At 65.9% G+C, this 19946-nt stretch carries 28 protein-coding genes; 25 read left to right on the top strand and 3 right to left on the bottom strand.

Going from position 1 to position 19946, the window contains the following annotated elements; all coding sequences use genetic code 11:
• The first annotated feature begins 3 nt into the window (after positions 1–3).
• The 22 genes from rpsC to V1318_RS09165 all read left to right on the top strand — a co-directional run bounded on the left by rpsC (position 4) and on the right by V1318_RS09165 (position 12903).
• Positions 4–747: a 30S ribosomal protein S3 gene (rpsC, locus tag V1318_RS09270; protein WP_056172314.1), complete on the top strand. Its 744-nt coding sequence runs from the start codon at positions 4–6 to the stop codon at positions 745–747.
• A 6-nt stretch (positions 748–753) separates the two neighbouring features.
• A complete protein-coding gene (gene rplP, locus V1318_RS09265) occupies positions 754–1167 on the top strand; it encodes a 50S ribosomal protein L16 (protein WP_055902334.1) in 414 nt (137 codons plus the stop codon).
• Positions 1167–1352 (top strand): 50S ribosomal protein L29, encoded by a 186-nt coding sequence (gene rpmC, locus V1318_RS09260; protein WP_056172318.1) that lies wholly within the window; start codon positions 1167–1169, stop codon positions 1350–1352. The genes rplP and rpmC overlap by 1 nt, the downstream gene beginning before the upstream one ends.
• 11 nt (positions 1353–1363) lie before the next feature.
• Positions 1364–1633, top strand: coding sequence for a 30S ribosomal protein S17 (gene rpsQ, locus V1318_RS09255; protein WP_055902341.1), 270 nt, complete (start codon positions 1364–1366; stop codon positions 1631–1633).
• Between the two features lie 14 nt (positions 1634–1647).
• The gene (gene rplN / locus V1318_RS09250) at positions 1648–2016 is read left to right on the top strand and encodes a 50S ribosomal protein L14 (protein ID WP_056172322.1); all 369 of its coding nucleotides are present in this window, start codon (positions 1648–1650) and stop codon (positions 2014–2016) included.
• A 16-nt stretch (positions 2017–2032) separates the two neighbouring features.
• Positions 2033–2347, top strand: a complete 315-nt coding sequence (gene rplX / locus V1318_RS09245) for a 50S ribosomal protein L24 (RefSeq protein WP_056172324.1) — start codon at positions 2033–2035, stop codon at positions 2345–2347.
• A gap of 11 nt (positions 2348–2358) precedes the next feature.
• Positions 2359–2901, top strand: a complete 543-nt coding sequence (gene rplE, locus V1318_RS09240; protein ID WP_332939369.1) for a 50S ribosomal protein L5 — start codon at positions 2359–2361, stop codon at positions 2899–2901.
• A gap of 15 nt (positions 2902–2916) precedes the next feature.
• Positions 2917–3222, top strand: a complete 306-nt coding sequence (gene rpsN, locus V1318_RS09235) for a 30S ribosomal protein S14 (RefSeq protein ID WP_332939368.1) — start codon at positions 2917–2919, stop codon at positions 3220–3222.
• Positions 3223–3357: 135 nt separating this feature from the next.
• Positions 3358–3756, top strand: a complete 399-nt coding sequence (gene rpsH / locus V1318_RS09230) for a 30S ribosomal protein S8 (protein ID WP_056172334.1) — start codon at positions 3358–3360, stop codon at positions 3754–3756.
• Positions 3757–3769: 13 nt separating this feature from the next.
• Positions 3770–4297, top strand: coding sequence for a 50S ribosomal protein L6 (gene rplF / locus V1318_RS09225; RefSeq protein WP_091636274.1), 528 nt, complete (start codon positions 3770–3772; stop codon positions 4295–4297).
• Between the two features lie 59 nt (positions 4298–4356).
• The gene (gene rplR, locus V1318_RS09220; RefSeq protein ID WP_056172342.1) at positions 4357–4710 is read left to right on the top strand and encodes a 50S ribosomal protein L18; all 354 of its coding nucleotides are present in this window, start codon (positions 4357–4359) and stop codon (positions 4708–4710) included.
• A 162-nt stretch (positions 4711–4872) separates the two neighbouring features.
• Positions 4873–5415 (top strand): 30S ribosomal protein S5, encoded by a 543-nt coding sequence (gene rpsE, locus V1318_RS09215; RefSeq protein WP_055902361.1) that lies wholly within the window; start codon positions 4873–4875, stop codon positions 5413–5415.
• Positions 5408–5614: a 50S ribosomal protein L30 gene (gene rpmD / locus V1318_RS09210; RefSeq protein ID WP_036111762.1), complete on the top strand. Its 207-nt coding sequence runs from the start codon at positions 5408–5410 to the stop codon at positions 5612–5614. The genes rpsE and rpmD overlap by 8 nt, the downstream gene beginning before the upstream one ends.
• 10 nt (positions 5615–5624) lie before the next feature.
• Positions 5625–6062 (top strand): 50S ribosomal protein L15, encoded by a 438-nt coding sequence (gene rplO, locus V1318_RS09205; protein WP_332939366.1) that lies wholly within the window; start codon positions 5625–5627, stop codon positions 6060–6062.
• Between the two features lie 7 nt (positions 6063–6069).
• Positions 6070–7431 carry a preprotein translocase subunit SecY gene (gene secY, locus V1318_RS09200; protein ID WP_332939365.1) on the top strand — a complete coding sequence of 454 codons (1362 nt, stop codon included), beginning with the start codon at positions 6070–6072 and terminating at the stop codon, positions 7429–7431.
• A gap of 232 nt (positions 7432–7663) precedes the next feature.
• Positions 7664–8020, top strand: coding sequence for a 30S ribosomal protein S13 (rpsM, locus tag V1318_RS09195; RefSeq protein ID WP_056172351.1), 357 nt, complete (start codon positions 7664–7666; stop codon positions 8018–8020).
• Positions 8021–8030: 10 nt separating this feature from the next.
• Positions 8031–8423, top strand: a complete 393-nt coding sequence (gene rpsK / locus V1318_RS09190) for a 30S ribosomal protein S11 (protein ID WP_055902370.1) — start codon at positions 8031–8033, stop codon at positions 8421–8423.
• Between the two features lie 14 nt (positions 8424–8437).
• The gene (rpsD, locus tag V1318_RS09185) at positions 8438–9067 is read left to right on the top strand and encodes a 30S ribosomal protein S4 (RefSeq protein ID WP_055902372.1); all 630 of its coding nucleotides are present in this window, start codon (positions 8438–8440) and stop codon (positions 9065–9067) included.
• A gap of 50 nt (positions 9068–9117) precedes the next feature.
• Entirely contained in the window at positions 9118–10116 is a 999-nt protein-coding gene (gene rpoA / locus V1318_RS09180; protein ID WP_055902375.1) for a DNA-directed RNA polymerase subunit alpha, read from the top strand.
• A 213-nt stretch (positions 10117–10329) separates the two neighbouring features.
• Entirely contained in the window at positions 10330–10701 is a 372-nt protein-coding gene (gene rplQ, locus V1318_RS09175; RefSeq protein ID WP_091636266.1) for a 50S ribosomal protein L17, read from the top strand.
• Positions 10702–10937: 236 nt separating this feature from the next.
• Positions 10938–11453, top strand: a complete 516-nt coding sequence (locus V1318_RS09170) for a disulfide bond formation protein B (protein ID WP_332939363.1) — start codon at positions 10938–10940, stop codon at positions 11451–11453.
• Between the two features lie 61 nt (positions 11454–11514).
• A complete protein-coding gene (locus V1318_RS09165; protein ID WP_332939362.1) occupies positions 11515–12903 on the top strand; it encodes a 3-deoxy-7-phosphoheptulonate synthase class II in 1389 nt (462 codons plus the stop codon).
• 269 nt (positions 12904–13172) lie between these two features.
• Here V1318_RS09165 and V1318_RS09160 read toward each other — a convergent pair whose 3' ends face one another.
• The 3 genes from V1318_RS09160 to typA all read right to left on the bottom strand — a co-directional run bounded on the left by V1318_RS09160 (position 13173) and on the right by typA (position 17227).
• Positions 13173–14678, bottom strand: coding sequence for an amidase (locus V1318_RS09160; RefSeq protein ID WP_332939560.1), 1506 nt, complete (start codon positions 14676–14678; stop codon positions 13173–13175).
• 214 nt (positions 14679–14892) lie between these two features.
• Positions 14893–15363, bottom strand: coding sequence for a DUF2127 domain-containing protein (locus tag V1318_RS09155; protein ID WP_332939361.1), 471 nt, complete (start codon positions 15361–15363; stop codon positions 14893–14895).
• 34 nt (positions 15364–15397) lie between these two features.
• The gene (gene typA, locus V1318_RS09150; RefSeq protein ID WP_332939360.1) at positions 15398–17227 is read right to left on the bottom strand and encodes a translational GTPase TypA; all 1830 of its coding nucleotides are present in this window, start codon (positions 17225–17227) and stop codon (positions 15398–15400) included.
• A 189-nt stretch (positions 17228–17416) separates the two neighbouring features.
• Between typA and V1318_RS09145 the strand changes: the two genes are divergently transcribed.
• From V1318_RS09145 to V1318_RS09135, 3 genes are all read left to right on the top strand, one after another.
• Positions 17417–17911, top strand: coding sequence for a peptidylprolyl isomerase (locus tag V1318_RS09145; RefSeq protein ID WP_332939359.1), 495 nt, complete (start codon positions 17417–17419; stop codon positions 17909–17911).
• Between the two features lie 379 nt (positions 17912–18290).
• Positions 18291–19496: an aminotransferase class I/II-fold pyridoxal phosphate-dependent enzyme gene (locus V1318_RS09140; protein ID WP_332939358.1), complete on the top strand. Its 1206-nt coding sequence runs from the start codon at positions 18291–18293 to the stop codon at positions 19494–19496.
• A 45-nt stretch (positions 19497–19541) separates the two neighbouring features.
• Positions 19542–19931 carry a glutaredoxin family protein gene (locus V1318_RS09135; protein WP_332939356.1) on the top strand — a complete coding sequence of 130 codons (390 nt, stop codon included), beginning with the start codon at positions 19542–19544 and terminating at the stop codon, positions 19929–19931.
• Positions 19932–19946: the final 15 nt, after the last annotated feature.

Below are 19946 nucleotides of genomic sequence, written 5' to 3'. Positions count from 1 at the left end.
ACAATGGGTCATAAAGTTCATCCGACCGGTATCCGCCTTGGTATCTCCAAGGACTGGAACTCCAAGTGGTTCGCCGGCAAGAAGCAGTACGCCGAGTACCTGGCCGCCGACCTCAAGGTCCGCGAGATGCTTCGCAAGAAGCTCGCGCAGGCCGGTATCTCGAAGATCTTCATCGAGCGCCCGGCCAACAACGCTCGCGTCACGATCCACACCGCCCGTCCGGGCGTGGTGATCGGCAAGCGCGGCGAGGACATCGAGAAGCTGCGTAAGGAAGTCAGCGCGCTGATGGGCGTTCCGGCGCACATCAACGTGACCGAGGTCCGCAAGCCGGAACTCGACGCGCAGTTGGTCGCCGAGTCGATCGCTCAGCAGCTCGAGCGCCGCATCATGTTCCGCCGCGCGATGAAGCGCGCCGTCGGCAACGCGATGCGCCTCGGCGCCCTGGGCATCAAGGTCAACGTCGCCGGCCGTCTCAACGGCGCCGAGATCGCGCGTTCGGAGTGGTACCGCGAAGGCCGCGTGCCTCTGCACACCCTGCGCGCCGACATCGACTACGGCTTCGCTGAAGCCAAGACGACGTACGGCATCATCGGCATCAAAGTCTGGGTCTACCGCGGCGAAATCTTCGATTTCTCGCAGGTCGGCCAGGAAAAGCAGGACGATTCGCCGCGCAGCGATCGTGGTGACCGCGGCGACCGCGGCGACCGTAACGACCGCCCGGGCCGTCCTGCCCGCGAACAGAGGTAATCCGCCATGTTGCAACCCAAGCGAACCAAGTACCGCAAGGTACACAAGGGCCGCAATGAGGGCCTGAGCTGGAACGGCAATGCCGTCAGCTTCGGCGAATACGGCCTCAAGGCGACCGCACACGGCCAGCTCACCGCGCGTCAGATCGAGGCGGCTCGCCGTTCGATCAGCCGTTACGTGAAGCGCGGCGGCAAGATGTGGATCCGCGTGTTCCCGGACAAGCCGATCACCAAGAAGCCGATCGAAGTCCGAATGGGCTCCGGTAAGGGCAACGTCGAGTACTGGGTCGCCCAGATCCAGCCCGGTCGCATGATTTACGAGATCGAAGGTGTCGCCGAGGACGTCGCGCGTGAAGCGTTCCGTCTGGCGGCCGCCAAGCTCTCGGTGACCACCACTTTCGTTACCCGGACGGTGCGCTAATGGAACTCAAGCAACTGCGCGAGAAGTCGGCAGACGAGCTCAAGGCTCACCTGGTCGATCTGCACAAGGAGAGCTTCGCCCTCCGCATGCAGAAGGCCACCGGTCAGCTCGCCAAGACCCATGAGGCCCGCCGTGTTCGCCGCGAAATCGCTCGCGTGAACATGCTGCTGGGTCAGAAGAAGTAAGGACCCACGCCATGACCGACAACAACACAGAGAAGGCGCTGCGCACGGTTGAAGGCCGGGTCGTCAGCAACAAGATGGACAAGACCGTCACCGTGCTCGTCGAGCGTCAAGTCAAGCACGCGCTGTACGGCAAGTACATCCGCCGCTCGACCAAGCTCCACGCCCACGACGCCGAGAACGCCTGCAAAGAAGGCGATATCGTGCGAGTGAAGGAAATTGCGCCGATGTCGAAGACCAAGAACTGGAGCGTGGTTGAGATCGTCAGCCGCGTGGCCGAATAAGAGGAGGCTGAACCATGATCCAGATGCAAAGCTACCTCGCAGTGGCCGATAACTCCGGTGCGAAAGAAGTGATGTGCATCAAGGTGCTCGGCGGCTCCAAGCGCCGTTACGCGCACATTGGCGACATCATCAAGGTCACCGTCAAGGACGCGATCCCGCGCGGCAAGGTCAAGAAGGGCGACGTCTACGACGCCGTCGTGGTCCGCACCCGCAAGGGCGTTCGCCGCCCGGACGGTTCGCTGATCCGCTTCGATGGCAACGCTGCGGTGTTGCTCAACAACAAGCATGAGCCGATCGGCACCCGTATCTTCGGGCCCGTGACTCGCGAGCTGCGCTCGGAGAAGTTCATGAAGATCGTCTCGCTCGCGCCTGAAGTGCTCTGAGCGGAGGAACTAGACCATGAACCGTATCAAGAAGGGCGATCAGGTGATCGTCACCGCCGGCAAGGACAAGGGCAAGAAGGGCGACGTCGTGCGCGTTCTCGGCGACAAGGTCGTCGTGGCGAACATCAACATCGTCAAGCGCCACACCAAGCCGAATCCGCAGGCCAACCAGCCGGGCGGCGTGATCGAGCGCGAAGCGCCGATTCACATTTCCAACGTCATGCTGTTCAACCCGGCCACCGGCAAGGGCGAACGCATCGGTTTCAAGGTGCTGGAGGATGGACGCAAATTGCGTGTGTTCCGCTCCAGCGGTGAGGCGGTTGACGCCTGAGGAATGCTGAGATGACCACCCGGCTCGAAGAGTTTTACAAGAAAGAAGTGGTTCCTGCCCTGACCGAGAAGTTCGGTTACAAGAACCCGATGGAAGTGCCGCGCCTGAGCAAGATCACGCTGAACATGGGCGTGGGCGAGGCTGCGACCAACAAGAAGATCCTGGAAAATGCCGTCGCCGACATGGCCAAGATCTCCGGTCAGAAGCCGATCGTGACGAAGACCCGCGTGTCGGTGGCTTCGTTCAAGATCCGCGACGGCTGGCCGATCGGCGCCAAGGTCACCCTGCGCCGCGCCAAGATGTACGAGTTCATGGACCGCCTGATCAACATCTCGCTGCCGCGCGTGCGCGACTTCCGCGGTGTCTCGGGTCGTTCGTTCGACGGCCGTGGCAACTACAACATGGGCGTCAAGGAACAGATCATCTTCCCGGAAATCGATTTCGACCAGGTCGACGCGCTGCGCGGCATGGACATCGCGATCACCACGACCGCGAAGACCGATGCCGAGGCCAAGGCCCTGCTCGAAGCCTTCCGCTTCCCGTTCCGCAACTGAGTCTAGGATTGAACTATGGCTAAGACCTCCATGATCAACCGCGACATCAAGCGGACCAAGCTGGTGAAGAAGTTCGCCGGCAAGCGTGATGCGCTCAAGAAGATCATCTCCAGCGACAGCTCGTCCTACGAGGAAAAGCTGGAAGCCGCCGTGAAGCTGCAGAAGCTGCCGCGCGACTCCTCGCCGAGCCGCCAGCGCAACCGCTGCGCCCTGACCGGCCGTTCGCGCGGCGTCTACAGCAAGTTCGGCCTGGGCCGCAACAAGCTGCGCGAAGCCACCATGCGCGGCGACGTGCCTGGTCTTCGCAAGGCAAGCTGGTAAGATAGTCGGCTGTCCCAGCTGTACCGCCGCGGCCCTCGGGTCGCGGCGGCGCTGTTGAAAGCGTTGTAACCCGTTGTATCTATTACTGAAATTCGCAATCCCGCGGATATCGGTGCTACTCATAGGTGATATTCAATGAGCATGACTGATCCCATCGCCGACATGCTGGTCCGCATCAAGAATGCGGCGGCTGTTCGGAAGCAGACGGTGAAGATGCCGTCGTCCAAGGTGAAGGTGGCCATCGCCGCCGTCCTGAAGGACGAGGGCTACATCCTGGACTCGCGCGTGACCCAAACCACGCCGGGCAAGGCCGAACTCGAAATCTCGCTGAAGTACTACGAAGGCAAGCCGGTGATCGAGCGCCTCCAGCGCTACTCCCGCTCGGGCCTGCGTCAGTACCGCGGCAAGGAAGCGCTGCCCAAGGTCCTCGGCGGCCTGGGTATCGCCATCATCTCCACCTCGAAGGGCATCATGACCGATGCGCAGGCGCGCCAGCAGGGCGTCGGCGGTGAAGTCCTGTGCTTCGTGGCCTAAGGGAGGAATCGTAATGTCCCGAGTTGCCAAGAAGCCGATCGCCCTGCCGAAGGGCGTCGAACTGAACGTGCAGGCCGACAACGTCAGCGCCAAGGGCCCGAAGGGCACCCTGTCGATCGCGAAGCCGGCGGCCATCAACCTGCAGATCGAAAACGGCGAAGCCGTGTTCACCACCGAAGACGCCGCGCTGATCCCGCTGACGGGTACCCTGCGCGCGATCCTCGCGAACATGGTCAAGGGCGTCTCCGAAGGCTTCGAGCGCAAGCTCGAGCTGGTCGGCGTCGGCTACCGCGCCTCGATGCAGGGCCAGGACCTGAACCTCTCGCTGGGTTTCTCGCACCCGGTGCTGTTCAAGGCTCCGGAAGGCATCACCATCGCCACCCCGACCCAGACCGAGATCGTGGTCCAGGGCGCGGACAAGCAGCGCGTCGGTGAAGTCGCCGCCAAGATTCGTGGTTTCCGTCCGCCGGAGCCCTACAAGGGCAAGGGCGTGAAGTACGCCGGCGAAGTCATCATCCGCAAGGAAGCCAAGAAGGCCTAAGGAACGCATCGCCCCGCGCGGGCCGTGCCGACCCCCCTTCAGCTTTCGGAGATCAGAACATGAACAAGAACATTTCCCGCCTGCGCCGCGCCAAGTCCACCCGCGCGCACATCCGCGAACTCGGCGTGCCGCGCCTGTCGGTGCTGCGCACCGGCCAGCACCTGTACGCCCAGGTCTTCACCGCCGACGGTTCCAAGGTCCTGGCTGCCGCCTCGACCGTGCAGGCCGACGTCAAGGAAGGCCTGAAGAACGGCAAGAACGCCGAGGCCGCCGTCAAGGTCGGCCACGCGATCGCCGCCAAGGCCAAGGCCGCCGGCATCGAGAAGGTCGCGTTCGACCGTTCGGGTTACCGCTACCACGGTCGCATCAAGGCCCTGGCCGATGCGGCTCGCGAAGGCGGCCTGAAGTTCTAAGCCTTGAAGGCGAGGGGATCCGTCCCCACGCCTGAACGGACAACTGCCGGCGCGGTCTGCGCCGGGCGTCAGGACGGGTTCCCGTCCTGGTCGCGGCACCCGATGCATATCACAACCATAAGCGGCGACGCCGCAAATCCCATAAACCAACGAGATATCGAAATGGCTGAAGAACAGCGTGCACCGCGGGGTCGTGATCGCGACCGTAACCGCGAAGAGATCGACGACGGCATGATCGAGAAGCTGATCGCGGTCAACCGCGTCAGCAAGACCGTCAAGGGCGGTCGCCAGTTCACCTTCACCGCGCTGACGGTGGTGGGCGACGGCAACGGCAAGGTCGGCTTCGGCTACGGCAAGGCGCGCGAAGTGCCGGTCGCGATCCAGAAGTCGATGGAATACGCCCGCAAGGCGATGAACAACGTCGATCTGAACAACGGCACCCTGTGGCACGCCGTGAAGTCGGGCCACGGCGCGGCGCATGTGTTCATGCAGCCGGCGTCGGAAGGTACCGGCGTGATCGCCGGCGGCGCGATGCGCGCCGTGCTCGAAGCGGTCGGCGTCAAGAACGTGCTGGCCAAGGCCACCGGTTCGCGTAACCCGATCAACCTGGTTCGCGCCACGCTGAAGGGCCTGACCGGCATGCATTCGCCGGCCAAGATCGCGGCCAAGCGCGGCAAGAAGGTGGAGGATCTCAACCATGGCTAAGGCTGCTAACAAGCCGGTCGAAGGCGGCACCGTCACGGTGCGCCTCGTCAAGGGTCTGCGTGGCTGCCAGTCGCGTCACCGTCTGTCGGTGAAGGCGCTGGGCCTGAACAAGCTCAACGACGTGCGGACGCTGAAGGACAGCCCGCAGGTTCGTGGCCTGATCAACACGGTCCACTACCTGGTTCAGGTCGAGGGCTAAGGAGAACATCATGCGTCTCAATACACTCAAGCCGGCTGACGGCGCCCGCGAAGACCGCAAGCGCGTCGGTCGCGGTATCGGTTCCGGCCTCGGCAAGACCGCCGGTCGCGGCCACAAGGGTTCGTTCGCTCGTTCGGGCAAAGGCAAGATCAAGGCCGGCTTCGAAGGCGGTCAGACCCCGATGCAGCGTCGCCTGCCGAAGATCGGCTTCCGCTCCAAGACCGCCAAGGACACCGCCGAAGTGTTGTCCTACCAGCTGGACAAGCTGGAAGCCGGCGAGGTCGATTTCGCCAAGCTGCTGGCGGCCAAGCTGGTGCCGACCACGGCCAAGCAGGCGAAGATCGTCAAGAAGGGCGAGCTGAACAAGGCGTTCGTGCTCAAGGGCGTGCTGGCCACGGCCGGCGCGAAGGCCGCTATCGAAGCGGCCGGCGGCAAGGTCGAGGAGTAAGCGATACATGGCGCGGAGCAGCAACGCGATGGCCGGTCTCGGCGGCGGTCTCGGTAAGTTCACCGAGCTCCGCCAACGTCTGCTGTTCGTAGTCGGCGCATTGATCGTCTACCGCATCGGTTGCTACATCCCGGTGCCGGGCGTCAATCCCGAGGCGATGCTCCAGCTGATGGAATCGCAGAAGGGCACGATCGTGGACATGCTCAACATGTTCTCGGGCGGCGCCCTTCACCGCTTCAGCCTGTTCGCGCTGAACGTGATGCCGTACATCTCGGCGTCGATCATCGTGCAGCTGCTGGTGCAGATCGTGCCCAGCCTGAAGGCCATCCAGAAGGAAGGCGAGTCGGGCCGGCGCAAGATCAACCAGTGGTCGCGCATGGGCGCGATCCCCCTGGCCGTGTTCCAGGCCTGGGGTATCGCGACGGCCCTGCAGGCCGGCGGCGCGAGCCAGGGCATCCCGGTGGTCTACAACCCGGGCCCGGGCTTCATCCTGACCGCGGTACTGGCGTTGACCGCCGGCACCATGTTCCTGATGTGGATCGGCGAGCAGGTGACCGAGCGCGGCATCGGCAACGGCGTGTCCCTGATCATCTTCGCCGGCATCGTCGCGGGCTTGCCCGCCGCGGTGATCACCATGTTCACCCAGATCAACGACGGCACCATGAACCCCATGATCGCGATCGCGGTGGTGGCCATCGTGGTGGTGTTCACCTATCTGGTGGTGTTCGTCGAACGCGGCCAGCGCCGGATCACGGTCAATTACGCCCGCCGTCAGGGCGGCCGTAACGCCTACATGAACCAGTCGTCGTTCCTGCCGCTGAAGCTCAACATGTCCGGCGTGATCCCGGCCATCTTCGCTTCCAGCATCGTGATGTTCCCGGCGACGGCGGCCACCTGGTTCAGCCAGAGCAGCTCGGCGACGTGGCTGCAGCGGGTCAGCCAGTGGCTGAACCCGGGCGAGCCGCTGCACATGATCCTGTACGCGGCCCTGATCATCGGTTTCGCCTTCTTCTACACGGCGCTGGTGTTCAATTCGCAGGAAACGGCCGACAATCTGAAGAAGTCGGGCGCGCTGATTCCGGGCATCCGCCCGGGCAAGGCGACGGCCGACTATGTCGACGGCGTGCTGACCCGCCTCACGGCGGCCGGCGCGGCTTATCTGGTGATCGTCTGTCTCCTCCCGGAGATCATGCGCACCCAACTGGGCACCTCGTTCTACTTCGGCGGCACCTCGTTGCTGATCGTGGTGGTGGTGGTGATGGATTTCATCGCTCAAATCCAGGCTCATCTGATGTCCCATCAGTACGAGAGCCTGTTGAAGAAGGCGAACTTGAAGGGCGGCTCGCGCGGCGGTCTCGCGCGCGGGTGAGTCAGGGCCATTCCGCGCGCCAGAGTAGCGCGCGGGGCGAGCAGGGCGGGATCGCCCTGTTCAGCCAGTCCTGATTCGTCGCCGGAGCATGGGCACACTCCCCATGCCGTGGTTCCGTGGCACCCCTGGGTGCCGCGGGGCTTCCTATTAACCCGAGACCTTGTTAAAATTTCCAGTTCACTCCGCCGGGATTAATCCGTCTCGGCCGCCAAACTCAGTTGGAGATCGCGTTATGGCGCGTATTGCGGGCGTCAATCTGCCTGCCCAGAAGCATGTCTGGGTCGGTTTGCAAAGCATTTTCGGCATCGGCCGTACCCGTTCGAAGAAGGTCTGCGATGCCGCAGGCGTGAATTCTTCGACCAAGATCCGTGACCTGTCCGAGCCGGAAGTCGAGCGCCTGCGCGCCGAAGTCGGCAAGTACGTGGTCGAAGGCGACCTGCGTCGCGAGGTCGGTATCGCTATCAAGCGTCTGATGGACCTGGGCTGCTACCGCGGCCTGCGTCACCGCCGCGGCCTGCCGCTGCGCGGTCAGCGCACGCGTACCAATGCACGTACCCGTAAGGGTCCGCGCAAGGCCATCAGGAAGTAAGGGGTAGACCATGGCTAAGCCGGCAGCTGCAAAAACCAAGAAGAAGATCAAGCGCGTCGTCACCGACGGCATCGCCCACGTCCACGCTTCTTTCAACAACACGATCATCACGATCACCGACCGCCAGGGCAATGCGCTCTCGTGGGCGACTTCGGGCGGCGCGGGTTTCCGCGGTTCGCGTAAGTCGACCCCGTTCGCCGCTCAGGTCGCCGCCGAAAAGGCCGGCCGTGCTGCGCTCGACTACGGCGTGAAGTCGCTGGAAGTGCGCATCAAGGGTCCGGGTCCGGGCCGTGAGTCCGCCGTTCGTTCTTTGAACAACGTCGGTTACAAGATCATGAACATCATCGACGTGACGCCTATCCCGCACAACGGGTGCCGTCCGCCGAAGAAGCGTCGCGTCTGAGGAGCTGAAGAAAAATGGCTCGTTATATCGGTCCCACCTGTAAGCTCGCTCGTCGCGAAGGCGCCGACCTCGGCTTGAAGTCGTCCGCTCGTGCACTCGATTCGAAGTGCAAGCTCGAGCAGAAGCCCGGCCAACACGGCCCCACCGCCCGCAAGGGCAAGCTGTCCGACTACGCCACCCAGCTTCGCGAGAAGCAGAAGGTCAAGCGTATCTACGGCCTGCTGGAACGTCAGTTCCGCAACTACTACAAGAAGGCCTCGACCAAGAAGGGCAACACCGGCGAGAACCTGCTGCAGCTCCTGGAGACGCGTCTCGACAACGTGATCTACCGCATGGGCTTCGCGGTTACCCGTCCGGCCGCCCGTCAGCTGGTCTCGCACCGCGGCGTCACGGTCAACGGCAAGTCCGTCAACCTGCCGTCCTACCAGGTCAAGGCCGGCGACGCGATCGCGTTGTCCGAGCGGGCCCAGAAGCAGCTGCGCGTGCAGGAATCCCTGACCGTCGCTTCGCAGATGGACCTCTCGCCGTCCTGGGTCGAGGTCGACAGCAAGAAGTTCAGCGGCGTGTTCAAGGCCGTGCCGGATCGTGCCGATCTGCCGGCCGATATCAACGAAGCGCTGATCGTCGAGCTGTACTCGAAGTAATTATCTTTTGAAGCCCCGGTTCGCCGGGGCCTCGCAGGAGACACCGAAACATGACGGTTACCGCCAACCAGGTACTGCGTCCGCGCGGTCCCCAGATCGAACGCCTTGCCGGCAATCGCGCCAAGGTCGTGATCGAGCCGCTGGAACGCGGCTACGGCCACACCCTCGGCAATGCGCTGCGCCGTGTGCTGCTGTCTTCGATCCCGGGTTTCGCCATCACCGAAGTCGAAATCGATGGCGTGCTCCACGAGTACACCACCGTTGAGGGTCTCGAAGAGGACGTGCTGGAAGTCCTGTTGAACCTCAAGGACGTCGCCATCCGCATGCACACCGGCGACGCTTCCACGCTGTCGCTGGCCAAGCAGGGTCCTGGCATCGTCACCGCCGGCGACATCAAGACCGACCACAACGTCGAGATCCTGAACACCGAGCACGTGATCTGCCACCTTACCAAGGACACGGCGATCAACATGCGTCTGAAGATCGAGCGCGGTTTCGGCTACCAGCCGGCCGCCGCGCGCCGTCGTCCGGACGAAGAGACCCGCACCATCGGCCGCCTGATGCTGGATGCCAGCTTCTCGCCGGTCCGTCGCGTCGCCTATGCCGTCGAAGCCGCGCGCGTCGAACAGCGTACCGACCTCGACAAGCTGGTGCTGGACATCGAGACCAACGGCACGATCGACGCCGAGGAAGCCGTGCGCACCGCCGCCGACATCCTCACCGACCAGCTGTCGGTGTTCGGCGACTTCACCCACCGCGACCGCGGTGCGGCGAAGCCGGCCACCAGCGGCATCGACCCGATCCTGCTGCGTCCGATCGACGATCTCGAGCTCACCGTTCGTTCGGCCAACTGCCTCAAGGCCGAGAGCATCTACTACGTCGGCGATCTGATCCAGAAGACCGAAGTCGAGCTGCTCAAGACCCCGAACCTGGGCAAGAAGTCGCTTACCGAGATCAAGGAAGTGCTGGCTCAGCGCGGCCTGTCCCTCGGCATGAAGCTGGAAAACTGGCCGCCGGCGGGCATCGCCCAGCACGGGATGATGGGTTGATCCATCAGGCCTGAGTAACGACGGACCCCGTGCATTCGTGCGCGGGGTTCGTAGTAAGACCGCAACACCGCAACACAGACGTCGACGGGCCTCAAGGCTCGCGACGATGCCCGATCAGGACGACCGGGCTAGGGCCATCCGCAGTCCATGCAACAACGCCATGAAGGCGACAGCGAACCTCAATAGCGACAGCATTCATCAGGAATCACGACCATGCGCCACCAGAAGTCCGGACGTAAGTTCAGCCGCACCAGTGCCCATCGCGATGCGATGTTCACCAACATGGCTGCGTCCCTCATCAAGCACGGCCTCATCCGCACCACCCTGCCCAAGGCCAAGGAGCTGCGCCGCGTCGCGGAGCCGCTGATCACCTTGGCGAAGATCGATGGCGTCGCCAACCGTCGCCTTGCCTTCTCGCGCCTGCGCGACAAGGAAGCCGTGGGCACGCTGTTCACGACCCTGGGCCCGCGCTACCAGTCGCGTCCGGGCGGTTATCTGCGCATCCTCAAGTGCGGTTTCCGCGCTGGCGACAATGCGCCGATGGCCTACGTCGAGCTGGTCGATCGCCCCGAAGCCGCCGAGTAATCGACGGCGCGGAGATCGATCCGCAGCGGTACTCCGCAACGCCGCGCCAGCGGCGATGCGCGTAAGAGCCCCGGCCCAGGCCGGGGCTTTTGCGTTCTGGCGACGGTTACGACGGCAACGGTTTCGCAGGCAACCACCGGCAACTTTTGCCGCCTGTCGGAGTCTTCTGACGTCATAACCGAACCGGCGCCGCTGCCCGCTAGGCACGGCGCTGCCCACGACGTAAGGTGACCACCATGACTGCCAGCCCGCTGACCGCCTCGTTCCGAATCCAGTACCTGTTGGGCTTCCTCGCCTGCGCGGGCCTGCTGGGCTATGCGTTCTACCTGCAACTGCACGACGGCCTGGAGCCGTGCCCGCTGTGCATCTTCCAGCGCGTGGCCTTCTTCGTCCTCGGCCTGGTGTTCCTGGCGGGCGCGCTCCACGGCCCCAAGGGCGCGCGCGGCCGCAAGGCTTACGGCGCGTTCGCGCTGCTGGCCGCGCTGGGCGGCATCCTGGTCGCCGGCAACCACGTGCGCCTGCAGCACCTGCCGCCGGACCAGGTTCCGGCCTGCGGCCCCGGCCTGGACTACATGCTCGAAGCCATGCCGATCGCCGGCGTGATCCGCAAGGTCATGACCGGCTCCGGCGAATGCGCCGCGGTCGACTGGACCTTCCTGGGCCTGGCGATGCCGGCCTGGAGCCTGATCTGCTTCCTGGTGTTGGCCGCCTGGGCGGCCTACGCCGCCTTCCGCAAGCGCGCCACCGTTTGACCGCCGCCGCGCCTAGCGCGCGACCTTCGCAATCCGTACCGCAACCACTGGATCCAAGGAAATGAGCGCCACCGACCGCAACCTCCGAGCCGTCAATCTGCCTGCCAACTGGACGCCCACGTCCTGGCGCGAGCGCACCGCGCTGCAGTTGCCGACCTATCCGGACGCGGCCGAGCTCGCCGATGCCCTGCAGGAGCTGCGCAACCTGCCGCCGCTGGTGACCTCGTGGGAGATCCTCGCGCTCAAGCAGCAGCTGGCCGAAGCCCAGGAGGGCAAGCGCTTCCTGCTGCAGGGCGGCGACTGCGCCGAGAGTTTCGACCAGTGCTCCTCGGACGTGATCTCCAACCGGCTCAAGGTGCTGCTGCAGATGAGCCTGGTGCTGGTGCACGGCATGCGCAAGCCGGTGGTGCGGGTCGGCCGTTTCGCCGGCCAGTACGCCAAGCCGCGCTCGGCAGACACCGAGACCATCGGCGAGGTGACCCTGCCCAGCTACCGCGGCGACATGGTCAACGCGCCGGCCTTCACCGAGGCCGCGCGCCGTCCCGATCCGCGCCGCATGATCAAGGCGCATGCGCGTTCGGCCATGACCATGAACTTCGTGCGCGCCCTGATCGACGGCGGTTTCGCCGACCTGCACCATCCCGAGTATTGGAACCTGAGCTGGGTCGGGCATTCGCCGCTGGCCGACGAGTACCGGCGCATGGTCAACGCGATCGGCGACGCGGTGCGCTTCATGGAAACCCTGTCGGGCTCGGAAGTGCACAACCTCAACCGGGTCGACTTCTACACCTCGCACGAAGCGCTGCTGCTGCCCTACGAAGAGTCGCTGACCCGGCAGGTGCCGCGTCACTGGGGCTACTTCAACCTCAGCACCCACTACCCGTGGATCGGCATGCGCACCGCCGCGGCCGACGGCGCCCATGCCGAGTACTTTCGCGGCATCCGCAATCCGATCGCGCTCAAGGTCGGTCCCTCGGTCACGCCGGACCAACTGCTGCGCACCATCGACCTGCTCAATCCCGAGGACGAGCCGGGCCGCCTGAGCTTCATCCACCGCATGGGCGCGAGCACCATCGCCGACAAGCTGCCGCCGCTGCTGGATGCGGTGCGTCGCGACGGCCGCCGCGTGTTGTGGGTCTGCGATCCGATGCACGGCAACACCGAGAGCACCAGCAACGGCTACAAGACCCGCCGCTTCCGCAACATCCGCAGCGAGATCGAGCAGGCCTTCGAACTGCACGCCGCGGCCGGCACCCGCCTGGGCGGCGTGCACCTGGAGCTGACCGGCGAGGACGTGACCGAATGCCTGGGCGGCGCCCGCGAGCTCACCGAGAGCGATCTGGAACGCGCCTACCACTCCACCGTCGATCCGCGCCTGAACTACGAGCAGGCGCTGGAAGTGGCGATGTTGATCGTGCGCAAGCAGGCGCAGATCGCCGCACCGGCCTGAGCCGGGCGGCTGGAGCGGACCGGTCGCGCTGCGCCGCCGGTCCGGGCCCTCGCCAGAGCATCGCAGTACATGACGCGCGAGCGAACTCGGTCTGATTTCCGCCCCGCCGTGGCGACGATCAGGCCATCCGAGCGGAGAGGGTGCGGTTGTCGCCGCACCCTACGGCATCCGCGAAACCGACCGTAGGATGCGGTGAGCGCAGCGAACCGCATCGTCCGCGCGGCCGCCCGCTCGAAGCGGGATGGCGAAGGTGCGGTTATCACCACACCCTACGGCGTCCGGATCGATTCCGTCGGCAAGCTGGGCAGATAGCGCGGCGCGATGCGCGCGCGCGTGAGTTGCTCGAAGGCATAGCCGTAGCCCAGCAGCTTGGCCTCGCTCCATTTCGGTCCCAGGAAGGCCAGCCCCAGCGGCAGGCCCTGGGCGTCGCCCATGGGCACGGTCAGGCTGGGATAGCCGGCGACCGCGGCCGCGCCGTAGCCGGCGCCCTTGAAGTGATCGCCGTTGATCGGATCGACGATGAAGGTCGGCCCGGTGGTGGGCGCGACCAGCGCGTCCAGCTGATGTTGCTTGAGTACGGCGTCGATGCCCTCCGTGCCTGCCAGCCGGCGCGCCTTGGCGGCGGCTTCGCGATAGCGTGGCTCGGTCAGCGGGCCACGCTTGGCCGCGCGTTCGAAATGCTCCTGGCCGAAGTAGGGCAGCTCCTCCTTCGCGTGCTCGCGGTTGTAGGCGATCACCTCGTCCAGGCTGCGCAGCGGCGCCTCACTGTCGCGCAGGTAGCGCTGCAGGCCGTCCTTGAATTCGTACAGCAGCACGTTGTATTCGGCTTCGTCCCATTGCCCGGCGGTCGGGATCTCGACTTCGATGACGGTGGCGCCGGCCTGGCGCAGGGTCGCGATCGCGCGTTCCAGCGCCGCATTGAGCTCGCGCTGGTAGCCGACGCCGGATTCGTGCAGATAGCCGATGCGCGCGCCCTTGAGCGCGTTCGGATCCAGCGCGCGGGTGTAGTCGTCCAGGCGATGCCCGGCCGCGGCTTGCGCGGCCGGGTCGCCGCCGGCCTCGGCCGCGGCCAGCACGCCCAGCAGGCGCGCGGCGTCGGCGACGCTGCGGGTCATCGGGCCTGGGCTGTCCTGGCTGGCCGAAATCGGAATGATGCCGGCGCGGCTGATCAGGCCCACGCTGGGCTTGAGGCCGACCAGGCCGTTCATGGCCGCGGGGCAGAGGATGCTGCCGTCGGTCTCGGTGCCCACGCCGACCGCGGCCAGGCTGGCGGCGATCGCCGCGCCGGTGCCGCTGCTGGAACCGCAGGCGCTGCGGTCCAGGGCATAGGGATTGCGGGTCAGCCCGCCGCGCGCGCTCCAGCCCGACACCGAGTGAGTGGAGCGGAAATTGGCCCACTCGCTGAGATTGGTCTTGCCCAGGACCACCGCGCCGGCCGCGCGCAAGGCGGCGACCAGGGGCGCGTCGGTCTTGGGCCTGTGCGCCGCCAGCGCCAGCGAGCCGGCCGAATTGGCCATCGGGGTGGCGTCGACGTTGTCCTTGACCAGCACCGGAATACCGTGCAGCGGCCCGCGCGACGTGCCGGCCTTGCGCTCGCCGTCCAGGCGCTGCGCTTCGGCCAGGGCGTCGGGATTGAGCTCGATCACCGCGTTGAGCCTGGGCCCGGCGTCGTCGAGCGCGGCGATGCGGTCGAGGTAGGTCTGGGTCAGCTGGACGCTGCTGAGTTTGCCCTCGCGCAACAGGGCGGTGAGTCGCTCGAGATCGGCCTCGGCGATGCCGTGCGGATCGGCGACGGCGGTCGTCGCGGTCTGGCCCGTTGCGGACTCGGCGGGGGGCGGATTGCGCGCCTGCGGCGCCAGCGCGCAGGCGGTCAGTGCCAGCGCCAGGGTCGGCGCGGCGAGTCTCGGCAAGCACGGCATCGGCATTCCCCAGCCCTGGACTGGGCGGAGTATGCCCGAGCGAGGGGCCTGGGGCAGGCGGGGCGCCGCCTCAGCGGCGGCGTTTGAACAGGTCGCGGCCCAGCACCCAGACCACGATCAGGTTGATCGTCAGCACCGCCACCGAGATCCAGCCGGGGTGCTTGTACAGGGCGTAGAGATCGAAGGGCAGGTAGGCGGCGGCGCCGATGCAGCCCAGCCACGAGGCCCAGGCCTTGGCGCGCCACAGGCCCCAGGCTTCGATCAGGTGCAGCACGCCGTAAGCCAGTACGACCGCGGCGGCCAGATGCACAGAATGCGGGCTGATCGCGTCGGCGAACTTGGCCAGCCCGCCGTGCTCGGGATTGAGGTGGAAGCGCGCGATCAGTTCGTGGATCCAGCGCTGCAGCGGCGCCGGACCCAGCAGTTCCAGGCCGCTTGCGGCCAGCAGGGCCAGCAGGCCCTTGCCGGCTTCGACCAGCGCGATCACGTGCAGGCCCGGGTGGGCCTGCGGTCGTGGGTCGTAGTGCGCGTCGTCGCTCAAGCGGTGCCTGTCCTTGCGCCGCCGTACATCGCGATCAGGCCGCGCGCGAGGCGCGCTTGCGATCGCTTTCGCTGAGGAACTTCTTGCGCAGGCGGATTTCCTTCGGGGTGACTTCGACCAGCTCGTCGTCCTCGATGAAGTCCAGGGCCTGCTCCAGCGAATACTTGATGGCCGGGGTCAGCTTGATCGCGTCGTCCTTGCCCGAGGCGCGCATGTTGGTCAGCGGCTTGGGCTTGATGGCGTTGACGGTCAGGTCGTTGTCCTTGGAATGGATGCCGACCAGCTGGCCTTCGTACACCTGGTCGCCTTCGGCGGCGAACAGGCGGCCGCGCTCTTCCAGCGGCCCCAGCGAATAGGCGGGGGTGGTGCCGGCGGCATTGGCGATCATCACGCCGTTCTGGCGCTTGGCGATCGCGCCGGTTTCCTTCGGGCCGTAATGGTCGAACACGTGGAACAGCAGGCCCGAACCCTGGGTCAGGGTACGGAACTCGTTCTGGAAGCCGATCAGGCCGCGCGCCGGAATCATGTAGTCCAGGCGCACGCGGCCCTTGCCGTCGGATTCCATGTTCTTCAGCTGGCCCTTGCGGATGCCGAGCTTTTCCATCACGCCGCCCTGGTGCTGCTCTTCGATATCGACCACCAACTGCTCGACGGGTTCCATCAGCTGGCCGTCGATTTCCTTGATGATGACTTCCGGGCGCGACACCGCCAGCTCGAAGCCTTCGCGGCGCATGTTCTCGATCAGCACCGACAGGTGCAGCTCGCCGCGGCCGGAGACCAGGAACTTGTCCGGATCCGAACCTTCCTCGACCTTCAGCGCCACGTTATGCAGGGTCTCGCGCTCCAAGCGCTCGCGCAGCTGGCGGCTGGTGAGGAACTTGCCGCCGCTGAGCTCCTTGTGACCGGCGAACGGCGAATTGTTGACCTGGAAGGTCATGCTGATCGTCGGCTCGTCCACGGTCAGGGCGGGCAGCGCTTCCGGGGCGTCCAGGGCGCAGACGGTGTCGGAGATCGACAGGTCGGCGACGCCGGAGATGGCGACGATGTCGCCGGCCTCGGCTTCCTCGGTCTCCAGGCGCTCCAGGCCCATGAAGCCCAGCACCTGCAGGACCTTGCCCTGGCGCTTCTTGCCTTCGCGGTCGACCACGCTGACCGGCATGTTGCGGCGGACCTTGCCGCGCTGGATGCGGCCGATGCCGATCAGGCCGACGAAGTTGCTGTAGTCCAGCTGGCTGATGCGCATCTGGAACGGGCCGTCGAGGTCGACCTGCGGCGGCGCCACGTGCTTCATGATCGCTTCGTACAGCGGGGTCATGTCGCCGTCGCGCGCGCTGTCGTCCAGGCTGGCGTAGCCGTGCAGGGCCGAGGCGTAGACGATCGGGAAATCGAGCTGCTCGTTGGTCGCGCCGAGCTTGTCGAACAGGTCGAAGACCTGGTCGATCACCCAGTCGGGACGCGCGCCGGGGCGGTCGATCTTGTTGACCACCACGATCGGCTTGAAGCCCATCGCGAAGGCCTTCTGGGTCACGAAGCGGGTCTGCGGCATCGGGCCGTCCATCGCGTCGACCAGGATCAGCACCGAGTCGACCATCGACAGCACGCGCTCGACCTCGCCGCCGAAGTCGGCGTGTCCCGGGGTGTCGACGATGTTGATGCGGTTGCCCTGCCAAGTGATGGCGGTGTTCTTGGCCAGGATCGTGATGCCACGTTCCTTTTCCTGGTCGTTGCTGTCCATCGCGCGTTCGGCCAGCACCGTACGTTCCGACAGGGTGCCCGATTGCTTCAACAGGCAGTCGACGAGGGTGGTCTTGCCATGGTCGACGTGGGCGACGATGGCGATATTGCGGAGGTTTTGGATGGACATGCGGAGAGCGCCCCTTGTGAAGAGCGTGGAGGCCTGGAGAGAAGCCGATCATTATACCTGTCAATGATGACGCCTGCCCGTTCAGCTGAACGGGGTGGGGTATCCTTGTGGATTGGCCCGGCCGTCGCCATGTCGGCGACAGGTTTCCGGACCCCGACCCACCCCCCCCAACCACCCCAGGAGACGGCTATGAGCCTGACCGCCACTTTCGACACCGACCGCGGCCCGATCCGCATCGAGCTCGCCGCCGACAAGGCCCCGCTCACCGTCGCCAACTTCGTCAACCTGGCCCAGCGCGGCTTCTACGACGGCCTGAACTTCCACCGCGTGATCGCCGACTTCATGGTCCAGGGCGGCTGCCCGCTGGGCACCGGCACCGGCGGCCCCGGCTACCGCTTCGAGGACGAGACCCGCAACGGCCTGCCCCACGAGCGCGGCGTGCTGTCCATGGCCAACGCCGGCCCGGGCACCAACGGCAGCCAGTTCTTCATCACCCACATCGCCTGCCCCTGGCTGGACGGCAAGCACACCGTGTTCGGCAAGGTCGTCGAGGGCCTGGACGTGGTCGACGCGGTCAAGCAGGGCGACAAGATCAAGTCGGTCAAGATCGAGGGCGACGCCGCCGCCGCGCTGGCCGCCAAGGCCGACCGCGTGGCCGAGTGGAACAAGATCCTGGCCGCCTGAGCGGATCCTGATCGATCCGGCCCCGCCGCGGCGGGGGCCGGCTTCCTGTGGGAGCGGCGTAAGCCGCGATTCTTGGCCGCCGGGCGGTGGAATCGCGGCTTACGCCGCTCCCACAGCGTTCTCGTCGCGGACCGGTCCCGTGCGGTCCCCTGGGGCTTCTTCGCCGATGCCGCGCCGCGCGCGTGCGGATCCGGCCCGTACCCGCGCCGACGCCGCGGACCTGGGTTTCGCGGCTCGCACCGGCCGGCGCCGGGATGCCGCTGTGCTACCATTTTGGGGCTCGATTCCGGTGGTTCCGGACGCATTCGGACACCGTACGCAGCGCGTTCGCTCGCACACCTCCCCGCATCCGTCGTACACCATCCCACGAGGTTTCACGATGCCCCAGCTTGCCCGGCGCATCGGTCGCGCCAAGCCCAGCGCGATCATGCAGGTCGCCGAAAAGGCCAAGCGGCTCAAGTCCGAAGGCCGCGACATCATCAGCTTCTCCATCGGCGTCCCCAACTTCCTGCCCGGCGAGCACGTCTACGCCGCGGTGCGCGAGGCGCTGAGCAAGGACAGCGGCCAGTACGGCAGCAACCGCGGCGCCGACGCGCTGCTCGACGCCTTCCTCGAGCACATCGGCAAGATCGGCCTGACCGGCTACGGCCGCGTCAACGTCGCCACCGGCATCGGCGCCAAGCACGTGATCTACAACATCGCCGAGGCGCTGCTGGACGAAGGCGACACCATCGTCTTCCCGACCCCGTACTGGACCAGCTATCTCGACATCGCCGAGATCGTCAACGCCAAGATCGACCTGCTGCCGTGCCCGGCCGAGCAGGACTACAAGCTCACCCCCGCGCAGCTCGACGCCGCGCTGGCGCGCAAGCCCAAGGTGTTCTTGTTCAACAACCCGTCCAACCCGACCGGCATGGTCTACGGCAAGGACGAGATCGACGCGCTGGCCGATGTGCTGGTGAAGTATCCGGACACCTGGATCATCACCGACGACATCTACAACCGCATGGTGTTCGACGGCCTGGGTTACCACAATTTCGTGCACGCGCGCCCCGAGCTGCGCGACCGGGTGATCTTCCTGGATTCGCTGTCCAAGACCTACGGCATGCCCGGTTGGCGCGTGGGCTTCATGGCCGGTCCGGAGTCCGTGGCCCAGGCCCTGGTCACGATGAATTCCAACCACATCACCAACATCCCGGAAATGGTCACCGCGGCCGCGGTCGCCGCGCTGAACGGTCCGCAGGACATCCCGACCCAGAAGTGCGCCGAATTCCAGGCCAAGCGCGACCAGGTCATGGCGGTGATGGAGGCGATCCCGGGCGTGGTCTGCCCGCGTCCGCAGGGCGCGTTCTACGTGTTCCCGGACATCAGCGTCGCCTACGGCAAGACCCATGCGCCCAGCGGCCTGAAGATCGGCAACGACATGGACTTCTGCAACGTGCTGCTGGAAACCAAGGGCGTGGCCTGCGTGCCGGGCTCGGCCTTCGGCGAACCGCGCGCGCTGCGCATCAGCTACACCTGTCCGACGCCGCAGCTGGCGCCGGGCCTGCAGCGTTTCCAGGAGTTCTTCGCCGAACTCGTCTGAGTCCGGCGCGGAACCGTCAGCGGCGATCGGAAAAGGATTCTCGGCATGCGCGTGGTCACCGTCCTGTGGATCGCCGGAGCGCTCGCGCTCGGCGTGGTCGGCTACAAAACGCTGGGCGACGATGTCGCGGCGATGCTGGGCGCGGGGCCGCAGCAACTGCATCCGGACGACCCGCGCCAGCTCACGGGCGAGACCAAGATCGTGATGCTGGCGGCGGAATGGTGCGGCTACTGCCGCAAGCAGCAGCAGGACTTCGAGCAGGCGAAGGTGCGTTACCGCGTGCTCGATGTCGACACGCCGGAAGGCGAGCGCGCGGCGCGTGCGCTCGGCTCGCGCGGCGTGCCGGTGACCGTGGTCGGGCAGGACGTGATCCACGGCTACCAGACCGACGCGCTCAAGGAAAAACTGACCCCTCTGGGTTACTCCATTTACTGAAGCGGGCCCGCCCGC

It is taken from the genome of Lysobacter sp. CCNWLW3, assembly GCF_036697405.1.
GTDB lineage: Bacteria > Pseudomonadota > Gammaproteobacteria > Xanthomonadales > Xanthomonadaceae > Lysobacter.
The sequence above is the reverse complement of the archived record's forward strand: the minus strand, read 5'-3'. Positions and strand labels throughout refer to the sequence as shown.